The organism is Bradyrhizobium sp. USDA 336, from assembly GCF_044908355.1.
Classification (GTDB): Bacteria; Pseudomonadota; Alphaproteobacteria; order Rhizobiales; family Xanthobacteraceae; genus Bradyrhizobium; species Bradyrhizobium yuanmingense.
Map to the genome: position 1 here is coordinate 386,340 of NZ_JBIYDC010000002.1, position 17,192 is coordinate 403,531.

Annotated in this window: 15 protein-coding genes; 11 read left to right on the forward strand and 4 right to left on the reverse strand. The window is 64.2% G+C overall.

What is annotated here, in order from left to right:
• Positions 1 to 167 precede the first annotated feature (167 nt).
• From ABIA45_RS02595 to ABIA45_RS02620, 6 genes are all read left to right on the forward strand, one after another.
• A complete protein-coding gene (locus ABIA45_RS02595; RefSeq protein WP_271537419.1) occupies positions 168 to 1,157 on the forward strand; it encodes an SDR family NAD(P)-dependent oxidoreductase in 990 nt (329 codons plus the stop codon).
• Positions 1,158 to 1,164: 7 nt separating this feature from the next.
• On the forward strand, positions 1,165 to 2,577 hold the full coding sequence (locus ABIA45_RS02600) for a mannose-1-phosphate guanylyltransferase/mannose-6-phosphate isomerase (protein WP_404539639.1): 1,413 nt from the start codon (positions 1,165 to 1,167) through the stop codon (positions 2,575 to 2,577).
• A 182-nt stretch (positions 2,578 to 2,759) separates the two neighbouring features.
• Positions 2,760 to 3,764 (forward strand): Gfo/Idh/MocA family protein, encoded by a 1,005-nt coding sequence (locus ABIA45_RS02605; RefSeq protein ID WP_157280863.1) that lies wholly within the window; start codon positions 2,760 to 2,762, stop codon positions 3,762 to 3,764.
• A 50-nt stretch (positions 3,765 to 3,814) separates the two neighbouring features.
• The gene (locus tag ABIA45_RS02610) at positions 3,815 to 4,966 is read left to right on the forward strand and encodes a DegT/DnrJ/EryC1/StrS aminotransferase family protein (protein WP_198399622.1); all 1,152 of its coding nucleotides are present in this window, start codon (positions 3,815 to 3,817) and stop codon (positions 4,964 to 4,966) included.
• Between the two features lie 225 nt (positions 4,967 to 5,191).
• The gene (gene murJ, locus ABIA45_RS02615; protein ID WP_271537423.1) at positions 5,192 to 6,718 is read left to right on the forward strand and encodes a murein biosynthesis integral membrane protein MurJ; all 1,527 of its coding nucleotides are present in this window, start codon (positions 5,192 to 5,194) and stop codon (positions 6,716 to 6,718) included.
• Positions 6,719 to 7,025: 307 nt separating this feature from the next.
• On the forward strand, positions 7,026 to 7,370 hold the full coding sequence (locus ABIA45_RS02620) for a hypothetical protein (RefSeq protein WP_404651017.1): 345 nt from the start codon (positions 7,026 to 7,028) through the stop codon (positions 7,368 to 7,370).
• 14 nt (positions 7,371 to 7,384) lie between these two features.
• Here ABIA45_RS02620 and ABIA45_RS02625 read toward each other — a convergent pair whose 3' ends face one another.
• Positions 7,385 to 7,849 (reverse strand): hypothetical protein, encoded by a 465-nt coding sequence (locus ABIA45_RS02625; protein WP_271537426.1) that lies wholly within the window; start codon positions 7,847 to 7,849, stop codon positions 7,385 to 7,387.
• A 268-nt stretch (positions 7,850 to 8,117) separates the two neighbouring features.
• Between ABIA45_RS02625 and ABIA45_RS02630 the strand changes: the two genes are divergently transcribed.
• The 4 genes from ABIA45_RS02630 (at position 8,118) to ABIA45_RS02645 (ending at position 12,977) form a co-directional block, all read left to right on the forward strand.
• On the forward strand, positions 8,118 to 8,399 hold the full coding sequence (locus ABIA45_RS02630; protein ID WP_271537428.1) for a hypothetical protein: 282 nt from the start codon (positions 8,118 to 8,120) through the stop codon (positions 8,397 to 8,399).
• Between the two features lie 181 nt (positions 8,400 to 8,580).
• Positions 8,581 to 10,890, forward strand: a complete 2,310-nt coding sequence (locus ABIA45_RS02635) for a xanthine dehydrogenase family protein molybdopterin-binding subunit (protein WP_404651018.1) — start codon at positions 8,581 to 8,583, stop codon at positions 10,888 to 10,890.
• Between the two features lie 128 nt (positions 10,891 to 11,018).
• Entirely contained in the window at positions 11,019 to 11,468 is a 450-nt protein-coding gene (locus ABIA45_RS02640; RefSeq protein WP_271537432.1) for a cytochrome c, read from the forward strand.
• 225 nt (positions 11,469 to 11,693) lie between these two features.
• On the forward strand, positions 11,694 to 12,977 hold the full coding sequence (locus ABIA45_RS02645) for a cystathionine gamma-synthase family protein (RefSeq protein ID WP_404651019.1): 1,284 nt from the start codon (positions 11,694 to 11,696) through the stop codon (positions 12,975 to 12,977).
• A 212-nt stretch (positions 12,978 to 13,189) separates the two neighbouring features.
• Here the strand turns inward: ABIA45_RS02645 and ABIA45_RS02650 are convergent, their stop codons facing one another.
• Positions 13,190 to 13,609 carry a CHRD domain-containing protein gene (locus ABIA45_RS02650; RefSeq protein ID WP_157280854.1) on the reverse strand — a complete coding sequence of 140 codons (420 nt, stop codon included), beginning with the start codon at positions 13,607 to 13,609 and terminating at the stop codon, positions 13,190 to 13,192.
• Positions 13,610 to 13,757: 148 nt separating this feature from the next.
• Here ABIA45_RS02650 and ABIA45_RS02655 point away from each other — a divergent pair, with 148 nt between their 5' ends.
• Complete coding sequence (locus tag ABIA45_RS02655; RefSeq protein ID WP_404651020.1) at positions 13,758 to 14,681, forward strand: c-type cytochrome; 924 nt, start codon at positions 13,758 to 13,760, stop codon at positions 14,679 to 14,681.
• 137 nt (positions 14,682 to 14,818) lie between these two features.
• Here ABIA45_RS02655 and ABIA45_RS02660 read toward each other — a convergent pair whose 3' ends face one another.
• The gene (locus tag ABIA45_RS02660) at positions 14,819 to 15,064 is read right to left on the reverse strand and encodes an Lrp/AsnC family transcriptional regulator (protein WP_018642903.1); all 246 of its coding nucleotides are present in this window, start codon (positions 15,062 to 15,064) and stop codon (positions 14,819 to 14,821) included.
• A 101-nt stretch (positions 15,065 to 15,165) separates the two neighbouring features.
• Complete coding sequence (locus ABIA45_RS02665) at positions 15,166 to 17,109, reverse strand: PAS domain S-box protein (RefSeq protein WP_404651021.1); 1,944 nt, start codon at positions 17,107 to 17,109, stop codon at positions 15,166 to 15,168.
• Positions 17,110 to 17,192 lie beyond the last annotated feature (83 nt).

Here is a 17,192-nt window from a genome sequence, read left to right on the forward strand (position 1 = left end):
CGCGAGGCGCCGAATTCGGCCGCTTTGGTATGGTTTTGGCGCCGATCTTGCAATAGCCGTCGTTAAGGACGCCATGAGGAGACCGCGTGAAGGAGCGGGGAGCCTATTGCGACCCCGTCGAGGTGGCGGCTAGACAGGATCGGGCGAGGGATCACCCAGGGAACAGGATGACGGATCAGGCGATTTTGGTCACGGGTGCGGCCGGCTTCATCGGCTTCCACGTCGCCCGGCAGCTCCTGGGCGAAGGTCGCGCCGTCGTCGGGCTCGACAATCTCAACAGCTATTACGATCCGGCGCTGAAGAAAGCGCGCCTTGCTCTGCTCCGGGATCAGCCGCGCTTTTCGTTCGTCGAGGCCGATCTCGCCGACCGCAAGACCATGGCGGCGCTGTTCGCGCAACATCGTTTTGCCAAAGTCGTGCATCTGGCCGCGCAGGCCGGCGTGCGCTACTCGATCGAGCAGCCGCAGACCTACGCCGATTCCAATCTCGTCGGCTTTCTCAACGTGCTGGAGGGCTGCCGCAACAATGGCTGCGGTCATCTGGTCTACGCCTCGTCATCCTCCGTTTACGGCGCCAACACAAAACTGCCATTTGCGGTTGCGGACCGCACCGACCATCCGGTCAGCTTCTACGCCGCGACCAAGAAGGCGAACGAGGTGATGGCGCAGTCCTACAGCCATCTCTATCGCCTACCGGTCACGGGGCTGCGGTTCTTCACCATCTACGGGCCATGGGGTCGCCCCGACATGGCCATGTTTCTGTTCGCGAGCGCCATCATGGCCGGCAAGCCGATCCGGCTCTTCAACCATGGCAAAATGCGCCGCGATTTCACCTATATCGACGATGTGACGCGCGTCGTGTCCAAGCTGATCGATCTCGTGCCTGCGGACGATCCGGCTGCCGCAAATGCGCCGTCAAAGCTCTACAATGTCGGCAATCATCATCCGGAGGAACTGATGCACGTCGTCGGTCTTCTGGAGCGGGAGCTGGGCCGGACGGCGATCAAAGAATTGCTGCCGATGCAGCCGGGAGATGTGCTGGAAACGTTCGCGGATGTCGAGGATCTCTCGCGCGACACCGGCTTTGCACCGTCAACGCCGATCGAGCATGGGGTTCATAACTTCGTCACCTGGTATCGGGACCATTTCAAGGTTTGAGATCACGATGGACAAACGCATAATCCCCCTGATCATGTGCGGCGGTGCCGGCACGCGGCTGTGGCCCGCTTCGCGCGAGGTTCGGCCCAAGCAGTTCTTGCCGCTGTTCGGCACGCGCTCGACGTTCCAGGACACGCTGCTGCGCGTGTCCGATCCCTCTCTGTTCGACCGGCCGATCGTCATCACCAACGCCTCCTACCGCTTCATGGTGCTGGAGCAGCTCGCCGAGATCGGCATCGAGGCCGACGTGATCCTCGAGCCGATGCGGCGCGATTCCGGCCCTGCCATCGCGGCCGGCGCGGTGTTCGCGCAGAACCGCGCCAGCGAGGCGATCGTGCTCGCGCTCGCCGCCGATCACGTCGTGCAGGATAATGCCGCCTTCGTCGCCGCCTGTCGCGAGGGCCTCACCGCCGCGAATGCCGGGCGCATCGTCACCTTCGGCGTCAAGCCGGAGCGGCCGGCGACCGAATATGGCTACATCAATCCGGGCGAGGTGATCGCGGGCGAGGTGCAGGCGGTTGCGCGCTTCGTCGAGAAGCCGGATGCGGTGAAGGCCTCCGACTACGTCAATTCGGGCTATCTCTGGAACAGCGGCAACTTCATGTTCCCGGCGAGCGTGCTGCTGGACGAATATCGCAAGGTCGATGCGGCAAGCGTCGAGGCCGTCACCAATGCAGTCAACAATGCCGGCCGCGATCTCGGCTTCGTCACGCTGGAGCCCGAGGCGTTCGGCGCGGCCAAGGCGATCTCGATCGACTATGCGGTGATGGAGAAGACCTCGCGCGCCGCCGTCGTGCCGGTGTCGTGCGGCTGGTCCGACGTCGGCTCCTGGCATGCGGTGTGGGAGCTGTCGGAGAAGGACGCGCAGGGCAATGCCGCGCACGGCACCGCCGTGTTCGAGGATTCCCGCAACTGCAACGTCACCACGGACTCCGCGTTGGTCGCGCTCGAAGGCGTCGACGATCTCGTCGTGGTCGCGACCGCGGACGCGGTGCTGGTCTCGCGGCAGAAGGATGCCAACGGGCTGAAGCGCCTGGTGACGAAATTGAAATCGGTCGCGCCGAAGGTCACCGAGGAGCATCTCAAGGTGCACCGGCCCTGGGGCAGCTATCAATCGGTCGACAATGGCGAGCGCCACCAGGTCAAGCGCATCGTGGTGAAGCCGGGCGGGCGGCTGTCGCTGCAGAAGCACCATCATCGTGCCGAGCACTGGATCGTGGTCCGCGGCACGGCGCAGGTGACCGTCAACGAGACGGTGAAGACGGTGCATGAGAACGAGTCGATCTACATCCCGATGGGCGCCGTCCACCGGATGGAGAATCCCGGCAAGATCCAGCTGGAGCTGATCGAGGTCCAGACTGGAAGCTATCTGGGGGAAGACGACATCATCCGGATTGAAGACGACTATCAAAGGTCGTAACCAGCAAACTCCGAATCACGCGACCCGGGCCAAGAAGCGGTATCATTTTCGGCCTAAGGCCCGGGGAACGTGTAACTTTTTGAATCAAATCGTGTCCGGCCCGTCAGGGCGGCATTCGCCACAAATGTGGCGTCCGTGCTAGAAGCGGCCCGGGGATTTGCGTTGAATCGGGGTTTGCTCAGATGACTTCCAAAGGGTCTGCACCGGCAAAGGCCGGCTTGCGCGTCGGTGTCATTGGCGCCGGCGTGATGGGCAGCAACCATGCGCGCGTGCTGAGCGGCCTGCCCGGCGTCAGCCTCGTCGGCGTCGTCGATCCCTCGCCGGCGCATCGCGCGCGGGCAACCGAACTCGCCAATTGCGAAAGCTTCGAGACGCTCGACCAACTGCTCAGCGCCGGTGTCGATGCCGTCACCATCGCAGCGCCGACCCATCTGCATCACGAGATCGCGCTCGCCTGCATCGCCAAGAACATCCACGTGCTGGTCGAGAAGCCGATCGCATCCACGGTGGCAGAGGGCCGCGAGATCGTCGCCGCCGCGCATAAGGCCGGCGTCACGCTGATGATCGGCCATGTCGAGCGCTTCAATCCGGCGGTCGCCGCGGTCAAGCAGGCGATCGCGGGCGAGGACATTCTCTCCATCGCGATCACCCGCGTCGGCCCGTTCCCGCCGCGCATGTCCAATGTCGGCGTCGTCATCGACCTTGCCGTGCACGACATCGATTTGATCCGCTGGTTCACCGAATCCGACATCGTCGAGGTGCAGCCGCAATTGTCGAGCGCGGTCGCCGAGCGCGAGGACATCGCGCTCTTGCAGTTCCGCACCGAGAGCGGCGTGCTCGCCCACATCAACACCAACTGGCTGACGCCGTTCAAGGCGCGCAGCGTCACGGTCGCAACGCGCGGCAAATACGTGATGGGCGATCTCTTGACGCGCCAGGTCACCGAATGCTTCGGCTTCAAGCCGGACGGCAGCTACTCGATGCGGCATCTGCCGGTCGGCCATGACGAGCCGCTCCGCGCCGAGCTGATCGCATTCCTCAAGGCGGTGCGCAACGGCGAGACGCCGGCGGTGACGGGCGACGAGGGCGTCGCCAGCCTCGAGATCGCCACGCAATGCCTGGAGACGCCCTCGCGTCCTGCGGCGACGTCACCCGCGCGCAAGGCGCCGCGCCGCGTCGCCGGCTGATCCCGTCCATGTCGACCGCTCAAACGTCACAAGGCGCCAAGAATCAGGTCATGAACCAGCACTTACGTTCCGAACCCATTCCCTTCATCGACGTCGCGTCGCAGCGCCGCCGGCTCGGCGCCTCGCTCGATGCGGCCGTGAAGCGCGTGATGGACCATTGCCAATTCGTCAACGGCCCCGAAGTCTTCGAGCTCGAGAAGCAGCTTGCGGCCTACTCAGGCGCCAAGCACGTGATCGGCTGCGCCAGCGGCACCGACGCCATCCTGATGGTGATGATGGCCAGGAATGTCGGGCCCGGCGATGCCGTGCTGTGTCCGTCCTTCACCTTCATCGCGACGGCCTCGCCGGTGGCGCGGACCGGCGCGACGCCTGTCTATGTCGACGTCGACGAGACAACCTTCAACATGAGCCCGGAATCGCTCAAGCGCGGCATCGCCACCGCTCGCAAGGCCGGCCTCAAGCCCGTCGCGGTGATTCCGGTCGATTTGTTCGGCCAGCCCGCCGATCACGACGCCATCGCCGAGATCGCCAGGGCCGAAGGCCTGTTCGTGCTCGACGACGCCGCGCAAGGCTTTGGCGCGAGCTACAAGGGGCGCAAGCTCGGCACGCTTGGGCACGCGACCGCGACCAGCTTCTTCCCGGCAAAGCCGCTCGGCTGCTTCGGCGACGGCGGAGCGATCTTCACCGATGACGACGAGCTCGCCGCCACCTTGCGCAGCATCCGCGTGCACGGGCAGGGCGTCGACAAATACGACAACGTCCGCCTCGGCCTCACCGGCCGGCTCGACACCATGCAGGCCGCGGTCCTGATCGAGAAGCTGAAGATTTTTGACGATGAGATCGCCGCCCGCAACAAGGTCGCGGAGCGCTATGCGCGCGGCCTGTCCAATGTCGTCACCGTGCCGCGCCTCGCGCCCGGCAATACCTCGGTCTGGGCGCAGTACACGATCCGCCTGCCTGAAGGTACCGACCGCGACGGTTTCGCTGCCGCGCTAAAAGCCCAGGGCGTGCCGACCGCGATCTATTACGGCAAGTCGATGCACCAGCAGACCGCCTACAAACAGTACCCGGTCGCCGAGGGCGGATTGCCGGGTTGCGAGAGCCTGTCGCAGGACGTCATCAGCCTGCCGATGCATGCCTATTTGACCGAGGCCGACCAGGAGCGAATCATCGCCGCTGTCCGCGGCGCACTGGCGGGGTGAGTTCTTCACCTCTCCCGCTTGCGGGAGAGGTCGGATCGCATCGCAGATGCGATCCGGGTGAGGGGGTTACGGCCCCACGGAATGCTGCGGCCCCTCACCCGGATTGCTGCGCAATCCGGCCTCTCCCCGCCGGGGAGAGGTGGACACACCGAGCGAGCCTCTTTTTTGATCCCACCATCGTTCAAAGCCTTATCGGCTGCCCGATAAGCCTCTAGAAGAGTCCGCATGCTCGGACGCATCTTCACGGTCGGTGGCTACACGCTGCTCTCGCGGCTGACGGGGTTTGCCCGCGACATCATGCTCGCGGCGATCCTGGGCGCCGGTCCGGTGGCCGATGCCTTTTTCGTGGCGCTGCGGCTGCCCAACCATTTCCGCGCGATCTTCGCCGAGGGCGCCTTCAACGCCGCCTGGGTGCCGGCCTATGCCCATGTCCATGGCGAGAAGGGGGAGGCGGCGGCAAAGCTATTCGCCGATCGCATCTTCACGCTGCTTTTGGCCTCGCAGGTGATGCTGCTGATCGCGGCCTGGCTGTTCATGCCGCAGGCCATGAGCATCTTGGCGCCAGGCTTCGGTGAGGATGCCGAGCAGCGCAAGCTCGCGATCGAGCTGACCCGGATCACCTTTCCCTATCTGCTCTTGATCACGCTGGTGACGCTCTACGGCGGCATGCTCAACGTGATGCAGCGCTTTGCCAGCGCCGCGGCCGCCTCGATCTTCCTCAACGTCGCCATGATGATGACGCTGGCGGTTGCCGTCTGGTTTCCGACCGCGGGCCATGCCGCGGCCTGGGGCGTGCTGATCTCCGGCTTCCTGCAATATTTCCTGCTCGCAGGCGATCTCGCCCGCCATGGCGGCCTGCCGCGCTTTGCGCCCTTGAAGCTTGATGAGGACGTCCGTGGTTTCTTCAAGGCACTGGGGCCGGCGACATTGGGCTCGATGGGAACGCAGGTCGCGCTGTTCGCCGACACCATCATCGCGACCTTCCTGCCCGCCGGCGCGCTGTCGGCGCTCTATTACGCCGACCGGCTCAACCAGCTCCCGATCGGCGTCATCGGCATCGCCATCGGCACCGTGCTGCTGCCGGAGATGTCGCGGCGGATCACTGCAAACGACCACGATGGCGCGCTGAGGGCGCAGCGCCGCGCCTTCGATTTCACGCTGCTGTTCTCGATCCCGTTCGTCGCGGCCTTCCTCACCGTGCCCGATGCGATCATGCGCGCGCTGTTCGCGCGCGGTGCGTTCTCCAAGGCCGATGCAGCGGCCGCCGGTGCGACTCTCGCGGCCTATGCCATTGGCCTCATCCCGTTCGTGCTGATCCGCAGCGCGGTTGCGACCTTCTATGCCCGCAAGGACACCGCAACGCCAGTGCGGGCGTCGCTGACTGGTATCGCGGTCAATGTCGCGCTGAAGGTCGCCTTAATGGGATCGCTGGCCCAGATCGGCCTCGCTCTGGCCACCGCCGTCGGCGTCTGGACCAATCTGCTCCTCGTGCTGTACTTCGCCGTGCGGCGCGGCTTTCTCGTGCTCGATCGCGGCTGGCTGTTGTCGCTCGCCAAATTTCTGCTGGCCGGATTGATCCTCGCCGCCGCGTTCTGGCTGATTGCGCACTTCAGCAGCCCTTGGCTGGGCGCGATGCACTTCCGGGATGAATTGATGCTGATCCTGCTCGCCGTCGGCGGCACGATCGTCTACGCGCTCGCGATCCTCGTGTTGTTCGGACGCAAGTGGCTGGTCTCGCTGGTGCGCGGCTAGTAAGCACGGCGTTCGCCTCCAGGCTGCAACCGGTACTCCCACATCTCTTGATTTTGCGCGGTTGCCGTGATATCAGCGCGTCATGATCAAATCGTCGCGCAAAGTCTCCCGCAATCACATCACCCGCTTCGGCTGGGCGGTGGGAGGAGTCGTGCGCTAGGATTTCGACGACATCTTTTCCACCAGGCCCCGCCGGCATCGGACGGGGCCTTTTGTTTGGCCACGCTCCCTGCCGGCTCAACAGCAGGAGCGTCCGATGCCACCACAACTGACGAACATTTCATCCGAGGCCGAGCACGATGCGGCGGTGCTTCGCCTCGACCAATCCATTGCGCTCGCGAAGCAGGCCATGGACGAGGTTCTGGCGGCAGCGGCTCGTCTCAACGTGTCCGTTGCAACGCCGGGCCAAGCCTTGTCGGGGAGAGAAGCTGCCGCAGCCGCGCCGGCGCAAAGCCTCCTGGGCCTGCTCAAGCGATATTGGTCTGCTCTTGGGAAGTGGCGCCTGCACCCGCGGGGCAGTTTGCTGGATCTGAGCGACAGGGAGCTGATGGACATCGGCCTGACGCGCGCGGAGATCAACTATCTCGCACCTGGGCGGGAGATCGATGCGCTCAGAGATAGTGCGAGGTATCTGTTGAGCCGCGGAATGTGAGTGATCGACGATCCTCACGCCGGCATATGACCCGCCGCGCGCGGGTTGAACTCGGCAAGGTCTGGCTCAATCCAGCCGTGCCGCGCCTCCCGCGAGAACAGCGCGTCGCGGCTCCAGAAACGTAAGAGTACGTCCTTTTCGATTGCCGGGGACGCCAGCACCGCGTTGCAGGCGGCGACAATGTCGTGGCGGCCGACCTCCGCAAGAATTGCTTCGATGATCATCAAGAAGGCCAGCGTAATCGTGTGGTGGTAGCCACGCACATCGTCGTTCACGCCGCCAGCGGCAACATTGTAGGCGCGGATCATCTCGGGGAGCTCGACCCGCCAGTCCCGAGTCGGATCAGTGGCGAGCAAGTAGCTCGTCACGATCAGATGTTCACGATGGCTGAAACGTGCCCCCGGAAGTGTACGCGCGAGAAAGCCCTCGCTCAGTTCGGAGACTTCTGCAGCATCCGTGCAGCTACATCTGTTGCTCATGGCGGCGTCCTATGTTACCTTGGTACCAAGGTAACATTCTGGTGCGGGAAAGGCAAATTGGGAATCGGTCGAACGGCCGCCCAGGCTCTGCCTGTGTGGCAACAGCCGTTTCGCGGTCAGAGCGCCGACCCCCGCAGGCGTCCGGACGAATGCGGGATTCACCTGATCTCTGAGGGACGCGAGTTGCAGGGCTGGAGACCGATGCCCGAGCAAGTCCGGCAATGGCATGATGCGATTAAACCCCGCCTTCCGATCAAGGTCACACATCATGAGTTCAGAAAGCCACAAGCATTCAGTCCAACGCGTACAGACGGGAGTTCGGATCGAGAAGCGCATTCTCAAGGTCGCGAAGGGCCTCGCCGAATACCTGGATATGAGCCTCGGTGATTTGCTGGAGGGCGTTCTCCTGCATTCGTTCGAAGGCAAGACTCCGTTTGAGCCTGCGACGCTGCAACGCATTTCGACGCTGAAGGATTTGTACGGGCTGACGCTCACGGCCTCCGATGCTCATCAGCTGTTTGAAGCTCGGGGTGAGCAAGAGAACAGCTAAGTGTGAGCGCTTGGCTCTCGCCGTCAGCGTCACACATCACGCTGGGACCTGCCGAGCATCCCAGTGAGGCACGCGTGGCGCTTTTGAAGCTGCGACCCCTGCGCCCGGCTAAACCCGTTTGCGTTGCCAGTTTTTCCACGGCAATATGCCCACAAAACAACCATGAGAACGGGAAGATAACATGGCGGCTCCCATCAAGTTCGGCGTTGGCCAAAGCGTGCTGCGCAAGGAGGATGACGCGCTCATCCGCGGCAAGGGCCGCTATACCGACGATTACGCGCCGCAGGCCGCGCTCCGCTGCCTCGTGCTGCGCTCGCCGCATGCGCATGCCAAATACACCATCGATGCGAGCCGCGCGCGCGGCCTGCCGGGCATTGCGCTGATCCTGACGGCGGACGACGTCGGGGATCTCGGCAATCTGCCCTGCCTGTTCAACCTCGAGACCGATCCGTTCACCGGCCCGCCTTACCCGATCCTGGCCAAGGACGAGGTGCGCCATGTCGGCGACGCCATCGCCTTCGTGGTCGCCGAGACCATCGACCAGGCTCGCGACGCGATCGAGGCGATCGAGGTCAAATGGTCGCCGCTGCCCGCGGTGACCGGCGTCGTTAACGCCGTGAAGAAAGGCGCAGCCTTGGTCTGGCCCGACAAGCCGGGCAACGTGCTGTTCGACGTCTCGATCGGCGACAAAGCGGCGACGGAAGCTGCCTTCGCGAAAGCGCATGCGGTGGCCGAAATCTCCATCGTCAATCCGCGCGTGGTTGCGAGCTTCTTGGAGACCCGCGCGGCGGTCTGCGAATACGATTCCAAGCGCGACCATCTGACGCTGACGGTCGGCAGCCAGGGCAGCCACCGCCTGCGCGACATCCTCTGCCAGAACGTGCTCAACATTCCCACCGACAAGATGCGGGTGATCTGCCCCGACGTCGGCGGCGGGTTCGGCACAAAACTGTTTCCGTATCGGGAATATGCCCTGATGGCGGTCGCTGCGCGCAAACTGAAGAAGGCGGTGAAGTGGGCGGCCGACCGCTCCGAGCATTTCATGGGCGATGCGCAGGGCCGCGACAACGTCACCACCGCCAAGATGGCGCTGGCTGAAGACGGCAAGTTCCTCGCGATGGATTGCGACCTCATGGGCGACATGGGCGCGTATCTGTCGACCTTCGGGCCCTACATCCCGCATGGCGGCGCCGGCATGCTGCCGGGCCTCTACGACATCCAGGCCTTCCATTGCCGGGTGCGCACGATCTTCACCCACAGCGTGCCGGTCGATGCTTATCGCGGCGCGGGCCGGCCCGAAGCCGCCTATGTCATCGAGCGCCTCGTCGATGCCTGCGCGCGGAAGCTCGACATGACGCCGGATGCCATCCGCCGCAAGAATTTCATCCCGCCGAAGGCGCTGCCCTACAAGACCGCAACCGGCAAGGTCTACGATTCCGGCGACTTCGCCGCGCATCTGAAGCGCGCGATGGAGATCGCGGAATGGAAAGAATTTCCCAAGCGCGCCAAGGTGGCCAAGAAGGGCGGCCTCATCCGCGGCATCGGGCTTGCGAGCTACGTCGAGATTTGCGGCGTGATGGGTGAAGAGACGGCCAACGTACGTCTCGATGCCAATGGCGACGTCACGGTGCTGATCGGCACGCAATCGAGCGGGCAGGGCCATCAGACCGCCTATGCGCAGATCGTCGCCGAGCAGTTCGGCGTCGCGCCCGAGCGCGTGCATGTTCGCCAGGGCGACACCGACGAGATCGCAACCGGCCTCGGCACCGGCGGCTCGGCCTCGATCCCCTCCGGCGGCGTCAGTGTCGAACGCGCCACGCGCGAGCTCGGTTCGAGGCTGAAGGAGATCGCGGCGCAGGCGCTGGAAGCCAGCGCGGGCGACCTCGAAATCTCCGAAGGCGTGGTGCGGATCGCCGGCACCGACCGCTCGATCTCGTTTGCCGATCTCGCCAAGCGGCCCGGCGTCGATCCGTCGAAGCTGAACGGCAGCGCGACCTTTGCCAGCGCCGACGGCACTTATCCCAACGGCACCCATATAGCGGAGGTCGAGATCGATCCGGCGACCGGCATCATCAAAATCGTCAACTACGTGATCGTCGACGATTTCGGCAAGACGCTCAATCCGCTGCTTCTGGCGGGCCAGGTCCATGGCGGCGCCATGCAGGGCATCGGCCAAGCCTTGATGGAGCGGGTTGTCTATGGACCGACCGACGGCCAGCTCATCACCGCAACCTTCATGGACTATGCGCTGCCGCGCGCGGCGGATGGGCCGGCCTTCGTATTCGAGACCCACAACGTCCCTTGCAAAACCAATCCGATGGGCGTGAAGGGGGCCGGCGAGGCTGGCGCGATCGGCTCTTGTCCGGCCGTCGTCAACGCCATCGTCGATGCGCTCTGGCGCGAGTACAAGATCGACCACATCGACATGCCGGCAACGCCCGAGCGGGTGTGGGTTGCGATCAGCGAGCATCACCGCCGTCACAGCTTGTGAAGCCGCGCTTCCCGCGCGCACGGGAATAAACGCGCCGCGCGGGGTTCTACCCATGATGGGTCCCGGCTTCACCAGAAGCCGGTGACGTCTCATTCCCTGAACGTCTCGAGAGCCGGAGAAACGAACCAATGAAACGGACGATGATTGTCGCGGGCGCCCTCGTGCTGGGCGCGGGCGCCGTCATGGCGCAACAGGAGATTGCCGTCCAGCAGGACAATCTGATGAAATCGATCGCCAAGAACCAGTACGGCGTCCTCCAGAAGATGAGCAAGGGCGATATGCCCTTCGACAAGAAAGCGGCCGATCAGGCCATCGCCGCCATCGAGGCCGATGTCGCCAAGATCGCCAAGACCTTCGAGATCAATCCCAAGCAGGATGTCGTCAATGCGACGTATGGCTCCTCGCCGAAGGTCTGGCAGAACAAGGCCGATTTCGATGCCAAGATCCCGCCGGTGCAGAAGGCGATCGCCGACGCCAAAGGCAAGATCACCGATGTCGCGGGTCTGAAGGCGGCCTACACGACGATCAACGACCGCTGCAATGATTGTCACGAAACCTATCGCGTGAAATTGAAATAGCGGGGCGGAGCTACCAAGGACTTCAGAAAGGGCGGTTGCGAAAGCAACCGCCCTTTTTCATGACCGCGGGCCCGCAGGAACTTCTGTCCGCAAGGCCTGACGGATTGCCGCGAGAGCGGCTATCTTTGTGCCAGCGGCCGTGCGCTCACACGAGTCTCCTCCCGGCATCCTCACGTCGGGTTTCCCAACGCGCGGCGAGCACCTCGATCAACAGCGAGACAGGCCATGGCAAAACCGTTCCCGTCCAAGACCCATATCGGCAATCATATGCTGCATCCGGAAACCTTGATGCTGACCTATGGCTATGATCCGCAATTGTCGGAGGGCGCCATCAAGCCGCCGGTGTTCCTGACCTCCACCTTCGTGTTCAAGACCGCCGAGGACGGGCAGGACTTCTTCGACTACGTCGCCGGCCGGCGCGAGCCGCCGGAAGGCATGGGCGCGGGCCTGGTCTATTCGCGCTTCAATCATCCCAACAGCGAGATCGTCGAGGACAGGCTCGCGATCTACGAGCGCACGGAGAGTTGCGCGCTGTTCTCGTCCGGCATGGCGGCCATCGCAACCACGATCCTGGCCTTTGTTCGCCCCGGTGATGTCATCCTGCACTCGCAGCCGCTCTATGGCGGGACGGAGACGCTGCTGACGAACACGCTCGCGCGCCTGTCGATCGGCGCCGTCGGCTTTGCCGACGGCATCGACGAGACGGCAGTCCAGCAGGCTTCGGAGGAGGCCATGGGCAAGGGACGGGTGTCGATGATCCTGATCGAGACGCCCGCCAATCCGACCAACGGCCTCGTCGACATCGCAATGATCCGCCGCATCGCCGATTCCATCGGCAAGGCGCAGGGACACACGCCGGTCATCGCCTGCGACAACACGCTGCTCGGGCCGGTGTTTCAGCGGCCGATCGAGCACGGCGCGGATCTGTCGCTGTATTCGCTGACGAAATATGTCGGCGGTCATTCCGACCTGATCGCGGGCGCCGCGCTCGGATCGAAGGCGATCATGAAGGGCATCAAGGCGCTGCGCGGCGCCATCGGCACCCAGCTCGATCCGCATTCCTGCTGGATGATCAACCGTTCGCTCGAGACGCTCAGCCTGCGGATGGAGAAGGCCGATGCGAATGCGCGGCTCGTGGCGGACTTCCTGCGCGACCACCCGAAGGTCGCCAGGGTGCACTATCTCGGTCACCACGAGCAGGGTTCGCTGTCCGGCCGTGTGTTTGCGCGGCAATGCCTGGGTGCGGGCTCGACGTTCTCGTTCGACATCGTCGGCGGCAAGGAGGCGGCGGTGAAATTCCTCAACGCGCTGCAGATCCTCAAGCTGGCGGTGAGCCTTGGCGGCACGGAATCGCTCGCAAGCCTGCCGGCGACGATGACCCATTCCGGCGTTCCCGCCGACATCCGCCAAAAGATCGGCGTGCTCGATTCCACGATCCGGCTGTCGATCGGCATCGAGAATTCATCGGACCTGATCGCCGACCTCGCGCAGGCGCTGAACGCGGCTTGAGCACGGTCAGAGTCGTAGCGTCGTAGCCTGGATGGAGCGCAGCGAAATCGGGGGACCTGTCCGCAACGCGCAGGGCTCCCGGATTGCACCAACGGTCGGCACTTTGCGCCGACCGTTGGCTCCATCCGGGCTACGAAGTTGCTTGGAATCGAAAAGGCCGGACGCTCCCTCCTTGCGTCCGGCCTTTCCGCGACGAAGCCCGCGTTTTCGCTTTACTTCGTCACCTGACCGCGGATCTCGCCGCCCGGGTTCGCGGCCGTGTGGATGTTGATGTAGTACTTGCCGCCGAGCAGATCGGCGGCCTGCGCGTCGGTGAGCGTGGCTTCGCCCTTGACCGGGCTCGAGGCTGCATTCGGGATCGGGACCGCGACGCCGGCGTTCTTGCCGGCTTCGGCAGGCCCGTGGAAATGTGCGGCGGTGGCGGGGCCCGAGAGACCGGAATAAGTGACGGTCCAGGACAGCTTCTTGCTGGCAGCGTCGTAGTCCAGATCCGCCGTTCCGGTCGCGCTGCTGGTGTTGGCGGGGACTTCGGATTTGCCGTCCAGCGTCGCCTTCAGTTTCTCCGCGCCGGCCGGGGCGGCGAACGCAACGGCAGCTCCGAGTACCAGTGTGGCAAAAACGGCTTTGGTCATGGGTCTCTCCTGTTGACGCCTGATTGCTTTTCAAACAGTGCGTCATGCGGTTTATTCCGGCATTACAGCCGGACCGTCTAAAATATTCGTGTGTTGGATCGGGCGCGACATGACCCTTAAGTTCGCGCGTTCACGATGGAATGATCGAATGTTGCGACGAACGCTTTTTGCCGCCCTAATCGCCGCCGTCGCGGCGTTCGCCCTCTATTGGTGGTTGACCGCCCCGGCCGTGCTGGCCGTGCCGGCGCCGACACGCAACCTCGATTTCGCCAACGGGCAGGAGCTGTTCAACGCTGGCGGCTGTTCGTCCTGTCATGCCACCCCCAATCAGCCCGATCGCCTGCGGCTCGGCGGCGGGCTGGCGCTGGGCTCGCCGTTCGGGACATTCTACGTCCCCAATATTTCCCCCGATCCGGCCTACGGGATCGGCCGCTGGAGCGAGGCCGATTTCGTCAACGCCGTGATGCGCGGCATATCGCCCGCGGGCACGCACTATTTCCCCGCGTTTCCCTACACGTCCTATCGTCTGGCCAGCGTCGACGACGTCCGCGATCTCTTTGCCTATCTGAAGACGCTTCCGCCGGTGTCCGGCACAGTGGGCGACCACGCGCTGCCGTTTCCGTTCAACATCCGCCGCAATGTCGGCATCTGGAAGCTGCTGTTCATGGACACTGCGCCGTTCGTCGCGGACGCCGCGCGCTCGCCGCAATGGAATCGCGGAGCCTATCTGGTGAACGCTTTCGGCCATTGCGCCGAATGCCACAGCCCGCGCAATGCGCTCGGCGGCATCATCGCCGGCCAGCGCTTTGCCGGTGGGCCCAATCCGGAAGGGGAGGGCTGGGTGCCCAACATCACGCAACAGGGCATCGGCAGCTGGAGCGAGAAGGATATCGCGGATTTTCTCGAGACCGGCGACATGCCCGAGGGCGACAGCGCTTCGGGTGCGATGCGGCCGGTGATCAAGAACCTTGCGCAACTGACCGCGGAAGACCGCGCCGCGATGGCCGCCTATCTGAAGTCGCTGCCGCCGGTGCAGGGACCGACACCGCCCAAGCGCAAGGAGGGCGGCTAGCGCTGCCGGCACTTCGGCCGTTGTTTTGCGCGTGGTCTAAAGCGCGATGAGATTGGGATGAATCATCATCGCGCTTTAGGTTGTTGTTTACGCATGATCTTTCCGGAAAACCGCTTCGCACTTTTCCGGATCATGCTTTAGCCGGTGCCGAACGCCTTGAAGGTGATGATGGTGAGAGTGTCCTGGATGCCCGGCAGCACCTGCACCTTCTCATTCACGAAATGGCCGATGTCGGTGTCCTTGTCGACGTAGAACTTCACCAAGAGGTCGTATTGGCCGGCCGTGGAGTAGATCTCGGAGGCGATCTCGGCTTCGGCAAGCGCATTGGCCACCGTATAGGACTGGCCGAGCTTGCACTTGATCTGAACGAAAAAAGGAACCATCGCGGGCACTCCGAAAGCGTATTCTTCCGGCTAATAGGCCAAAACCGGCTGGATTTAGCAAGCGAACTTGCTGGATCATTCGAGGCGCTTCGGGCGCGATGCTAGGATGGGACCGCTGTGGCGGCCAATGCATCCCTCAGCCGCTGGGCGAGCTCGCCCTTGCGGTACGGCTTGGTCAGCACGACCGCTCGCGCCTGCGCGCGGCCCTGCTCGACCAGGGCCTCCAGCGCGTAGCCCGAGGTGAACAGGACCGGCAGGCCGGGACGCACACGCCGCGCCTGATCGGCGAGCTCCCAGCCGCTCATGCCGCCCGGCATCACGATATCGGTGAACAGCAAGTCGATGCCGGGATCGCCCTGCAACTGGTGCAAGGCATCCTTGCCGTTGACCGCAGCGACGACGCGATATCCGAGCGCTTCCACCCTGCGAATGACGGAGGAGCGGACGAACGGATCGTCCTCGACGATCAGGACCGTCTCGTAGCCTCGCGGCGCCGTGTCCTCGCCGTCGGGAAGATCGGCTTGCGACCTACCGGTGCTCGCGCGCGGCAGGTAGATCCTGGCCGTGGTCCCAAGGCCAGCCTCGCTGTAGATCGAGACATGGCCGCCTGATTGCTTGGCAAAGCCGTAGACCATGCTGAGGCCGAGGCCCGAGCCCTTGCCGACCTCCTTGGTGGTGAAGAACGGCTCGAACGCGCGTGCGGCGACCTCGGGCGTCATGCCTTCGCCGTCATCGGTGACCGCGATCAGGACGTAGCTGCCGGGTGCGACCTCCCGGTGAACGGCACCGTCATCATCCTCGATCGTGACCAGCTCCGTGGCCAGCGTGAGGTGGCCTCCCGATGGCATGGCATCCTGCGCGTTGAGCGCGAGATTGAGCACGGCGGATTCGAGCTGGGCGCGGTCGGCAAAGGCCAGGATCGTGCCGGGCCCGGAGGTCGTCCTGATCTCGATATCTTCGCGCAAGGTGCGCTTGAGCAGCTTGAACATGGAATCGAGCAGGCTCCGGCAATCGATCGTCTGAGGCCGCAGCAATTGGCGGCGGCTGAAGGCGAGCAGGCGCTGCGTCAGCTCGGCGCCCCGTTCGCCCGATTGGCAGATGTCGTCGGCAAAGCGCCCGAGGTCGGGCCTCGCCTTGAGCTGCTCGCTCAGGTGCTCGGCATTGCCGATGATCACGGTCAGCAGGTTGTTGAAGTCGTGCGCGATGCCGCCGGAGAGCTGACCGACCGTCTCCATCTTCTGCGCCTGCTGAAGCTGCTGCTCGGTCAGCTTGCGCGCGGTGAGGTCGTGGACGATGCCGACGAAGATCAATTCGCCGTCCTGCCGCGCCTGGCCGACCGACAGGTCCATCGGAAACGTCGTGCCGTCCTTGCGCAGGCCGACGGCCTCGCCGCTGGTCGCGAAATGCCGCGCCTGGCGGTCGGGCGCCGCATCCGCTTCGGGCATCAGCATGCCGACGTTGCGGTTCATCACCTCGTCGGCACGGTAGCCGAACAAGCGCTCGCAGGCCGGATTGAACAGCAGGATCCGGTCCTGCGCATCGAGCAGGATGACTCCGTCGACCGCGGTCTCGACGATCGCTGTGAGGCGCGCCACGCTCTCGCGCATCGCGCGTTGGGCGTCGCGGACCTGCTGCAGCAGCAGCGCGGCGTCGCGGCTCTTGATTTCCTCCTCCTCGAGCGCGGCCTGGACCTGTCGCAGCTCGAACGGCGAGGGGATCGTCAGGATCTTCGGCAGCAGCGGCCAGAGCGCGGCGGCGGTGAAGACCGACGCGACCGCCGTGGCGGCCTTGACTATGCCCTCGATGCCATAGATCGGAACCCAGAGCGTGTAGATCGACAGCACGTGGGTCAGGCCGCACGCCATGATGAAGATCGCGAACGCCCAATAGACCCAGCCGAATTTGAGGTCGCGCCGCTTGGTGACGAGGATGGCGAGGACGAACGGGATCGAGAAATAGGCGGCGGCAATGCTGGCGTCGGAAACGACGTGAAGCCAGATCAGCTCAGGCTCCCACAACAGGCAGATGCCGTGCGGCGACAGCATGGACGAGTCGAGGAGACGTTCGAAGAAGGCCCACATCGTTCCACCCCAAGGAGTCTTGTTCAGGTGGCTTGCGCGGCCGGGCG

Excerpts from the sequence above, each read along its gene's own strand:
- ABIA45_RS02645 (WP_404651019.1), top strand. The coding sequence starts at position 11,694 with ATGGCAAAACCGTTCCCGTCCAAGACCCATATCGGCAATCATATGCTG.
- ABIA45_RS02610 (WP_198399622.1), top strand. The coding sequence starts at position 3,815 with ATGAACCAGCACTTACGTTCCGAACCCATTCCCTTCATCGACGTCGCG.
- ABIA45_RS02600 (WP_404539639.1), top strand. The coding sequence starts at position 1,165 with ATGGACAAACGCATAATCCCCCTGATCATGTGCGGCGGTGCCGGCACG.
- ABIA45_RS02630 (WP_271537428.1), top strand. The coding sequence starts at position 8,118 with ATGAGTTCAGAAAGCCACAAGCATTCAGTCCAACGCGTACAGACGGGA.
- ABIA45_RS02665 (WP_404651021.1), bottom strand. The coding sequence starts at position 17,109 with ATGCTGTCGCCGCACGGCATCTGCCTGTTGTGGGAGCCTGAGCTGATC.
- ABIA45_RS02605 (WP_157280863.1), top strand. The coding sequence starts at position 2,760 with ATGACTTCCAAAGGGTCTGCACCGGCAAAGGCCGGCTTGCGCGTCGGT.
- ABIA45_RS02635 (WP_404651018.1), top strand. The coding sequence starts at position 8,581 with ATGGCGGCTCCCATCAAGTTCGGCGTTGGCCAAAGCGTGCTGCGCAAG.
- murJ (WP_271537423.1), top strand. The coding sequence starts at position 5,192 with ATGCTCGGACGCATCTTCACGGTCGGTGGCTACACGCTGCTCTCGCGG.
- ABIA45_RS02640 (WP_271537432.1), top strand. The coding sequence starts at position 11,019 with ATGAAACGGACGATGATTGTCGCGGGCGCCCTCGTGCTGGGCGCGGGC.
- ABIA45_RS02655 (WP_404651020.1), top strand. The coding sequence starts at position 13,758 with ATGTTGCGACGAACGCTTTTTGCCGCCCTAATCGCCGCCGTCGCGGCG.
- ABIA45_RS02660 (WP_018642903.1), bottom strand. The coding sequence starts at position 15,064 with ATGGTTCCTTTTTTCGTTCAGATCAAGTGCAAGCTCGGCCAGTCCTAT.
- ABIA45_RS02625 (WP_271537426.1), bottom strand. The coding sequence starts at position 7,849 with ATGAGCAACAGATGTAGCTGCACGGATGCTGCAGAAGTCTCCGAACTG.
- ABIA45_RS02595 (WP_271537419.1), top strand. The coding sequence starts at position 168 with ATGACGGATCAGGCGATTTTGGTCACGGGTGCGGCCGGCTTCATCGGC.
- ABIA45_RS02650 (WP_157280854.1), bottom strand. The coding sequence starts at position 13,609 with ATGACCAAAGCCGTTTTTGCCACACTGGTACTCGGAGCTGCCGTTGCG.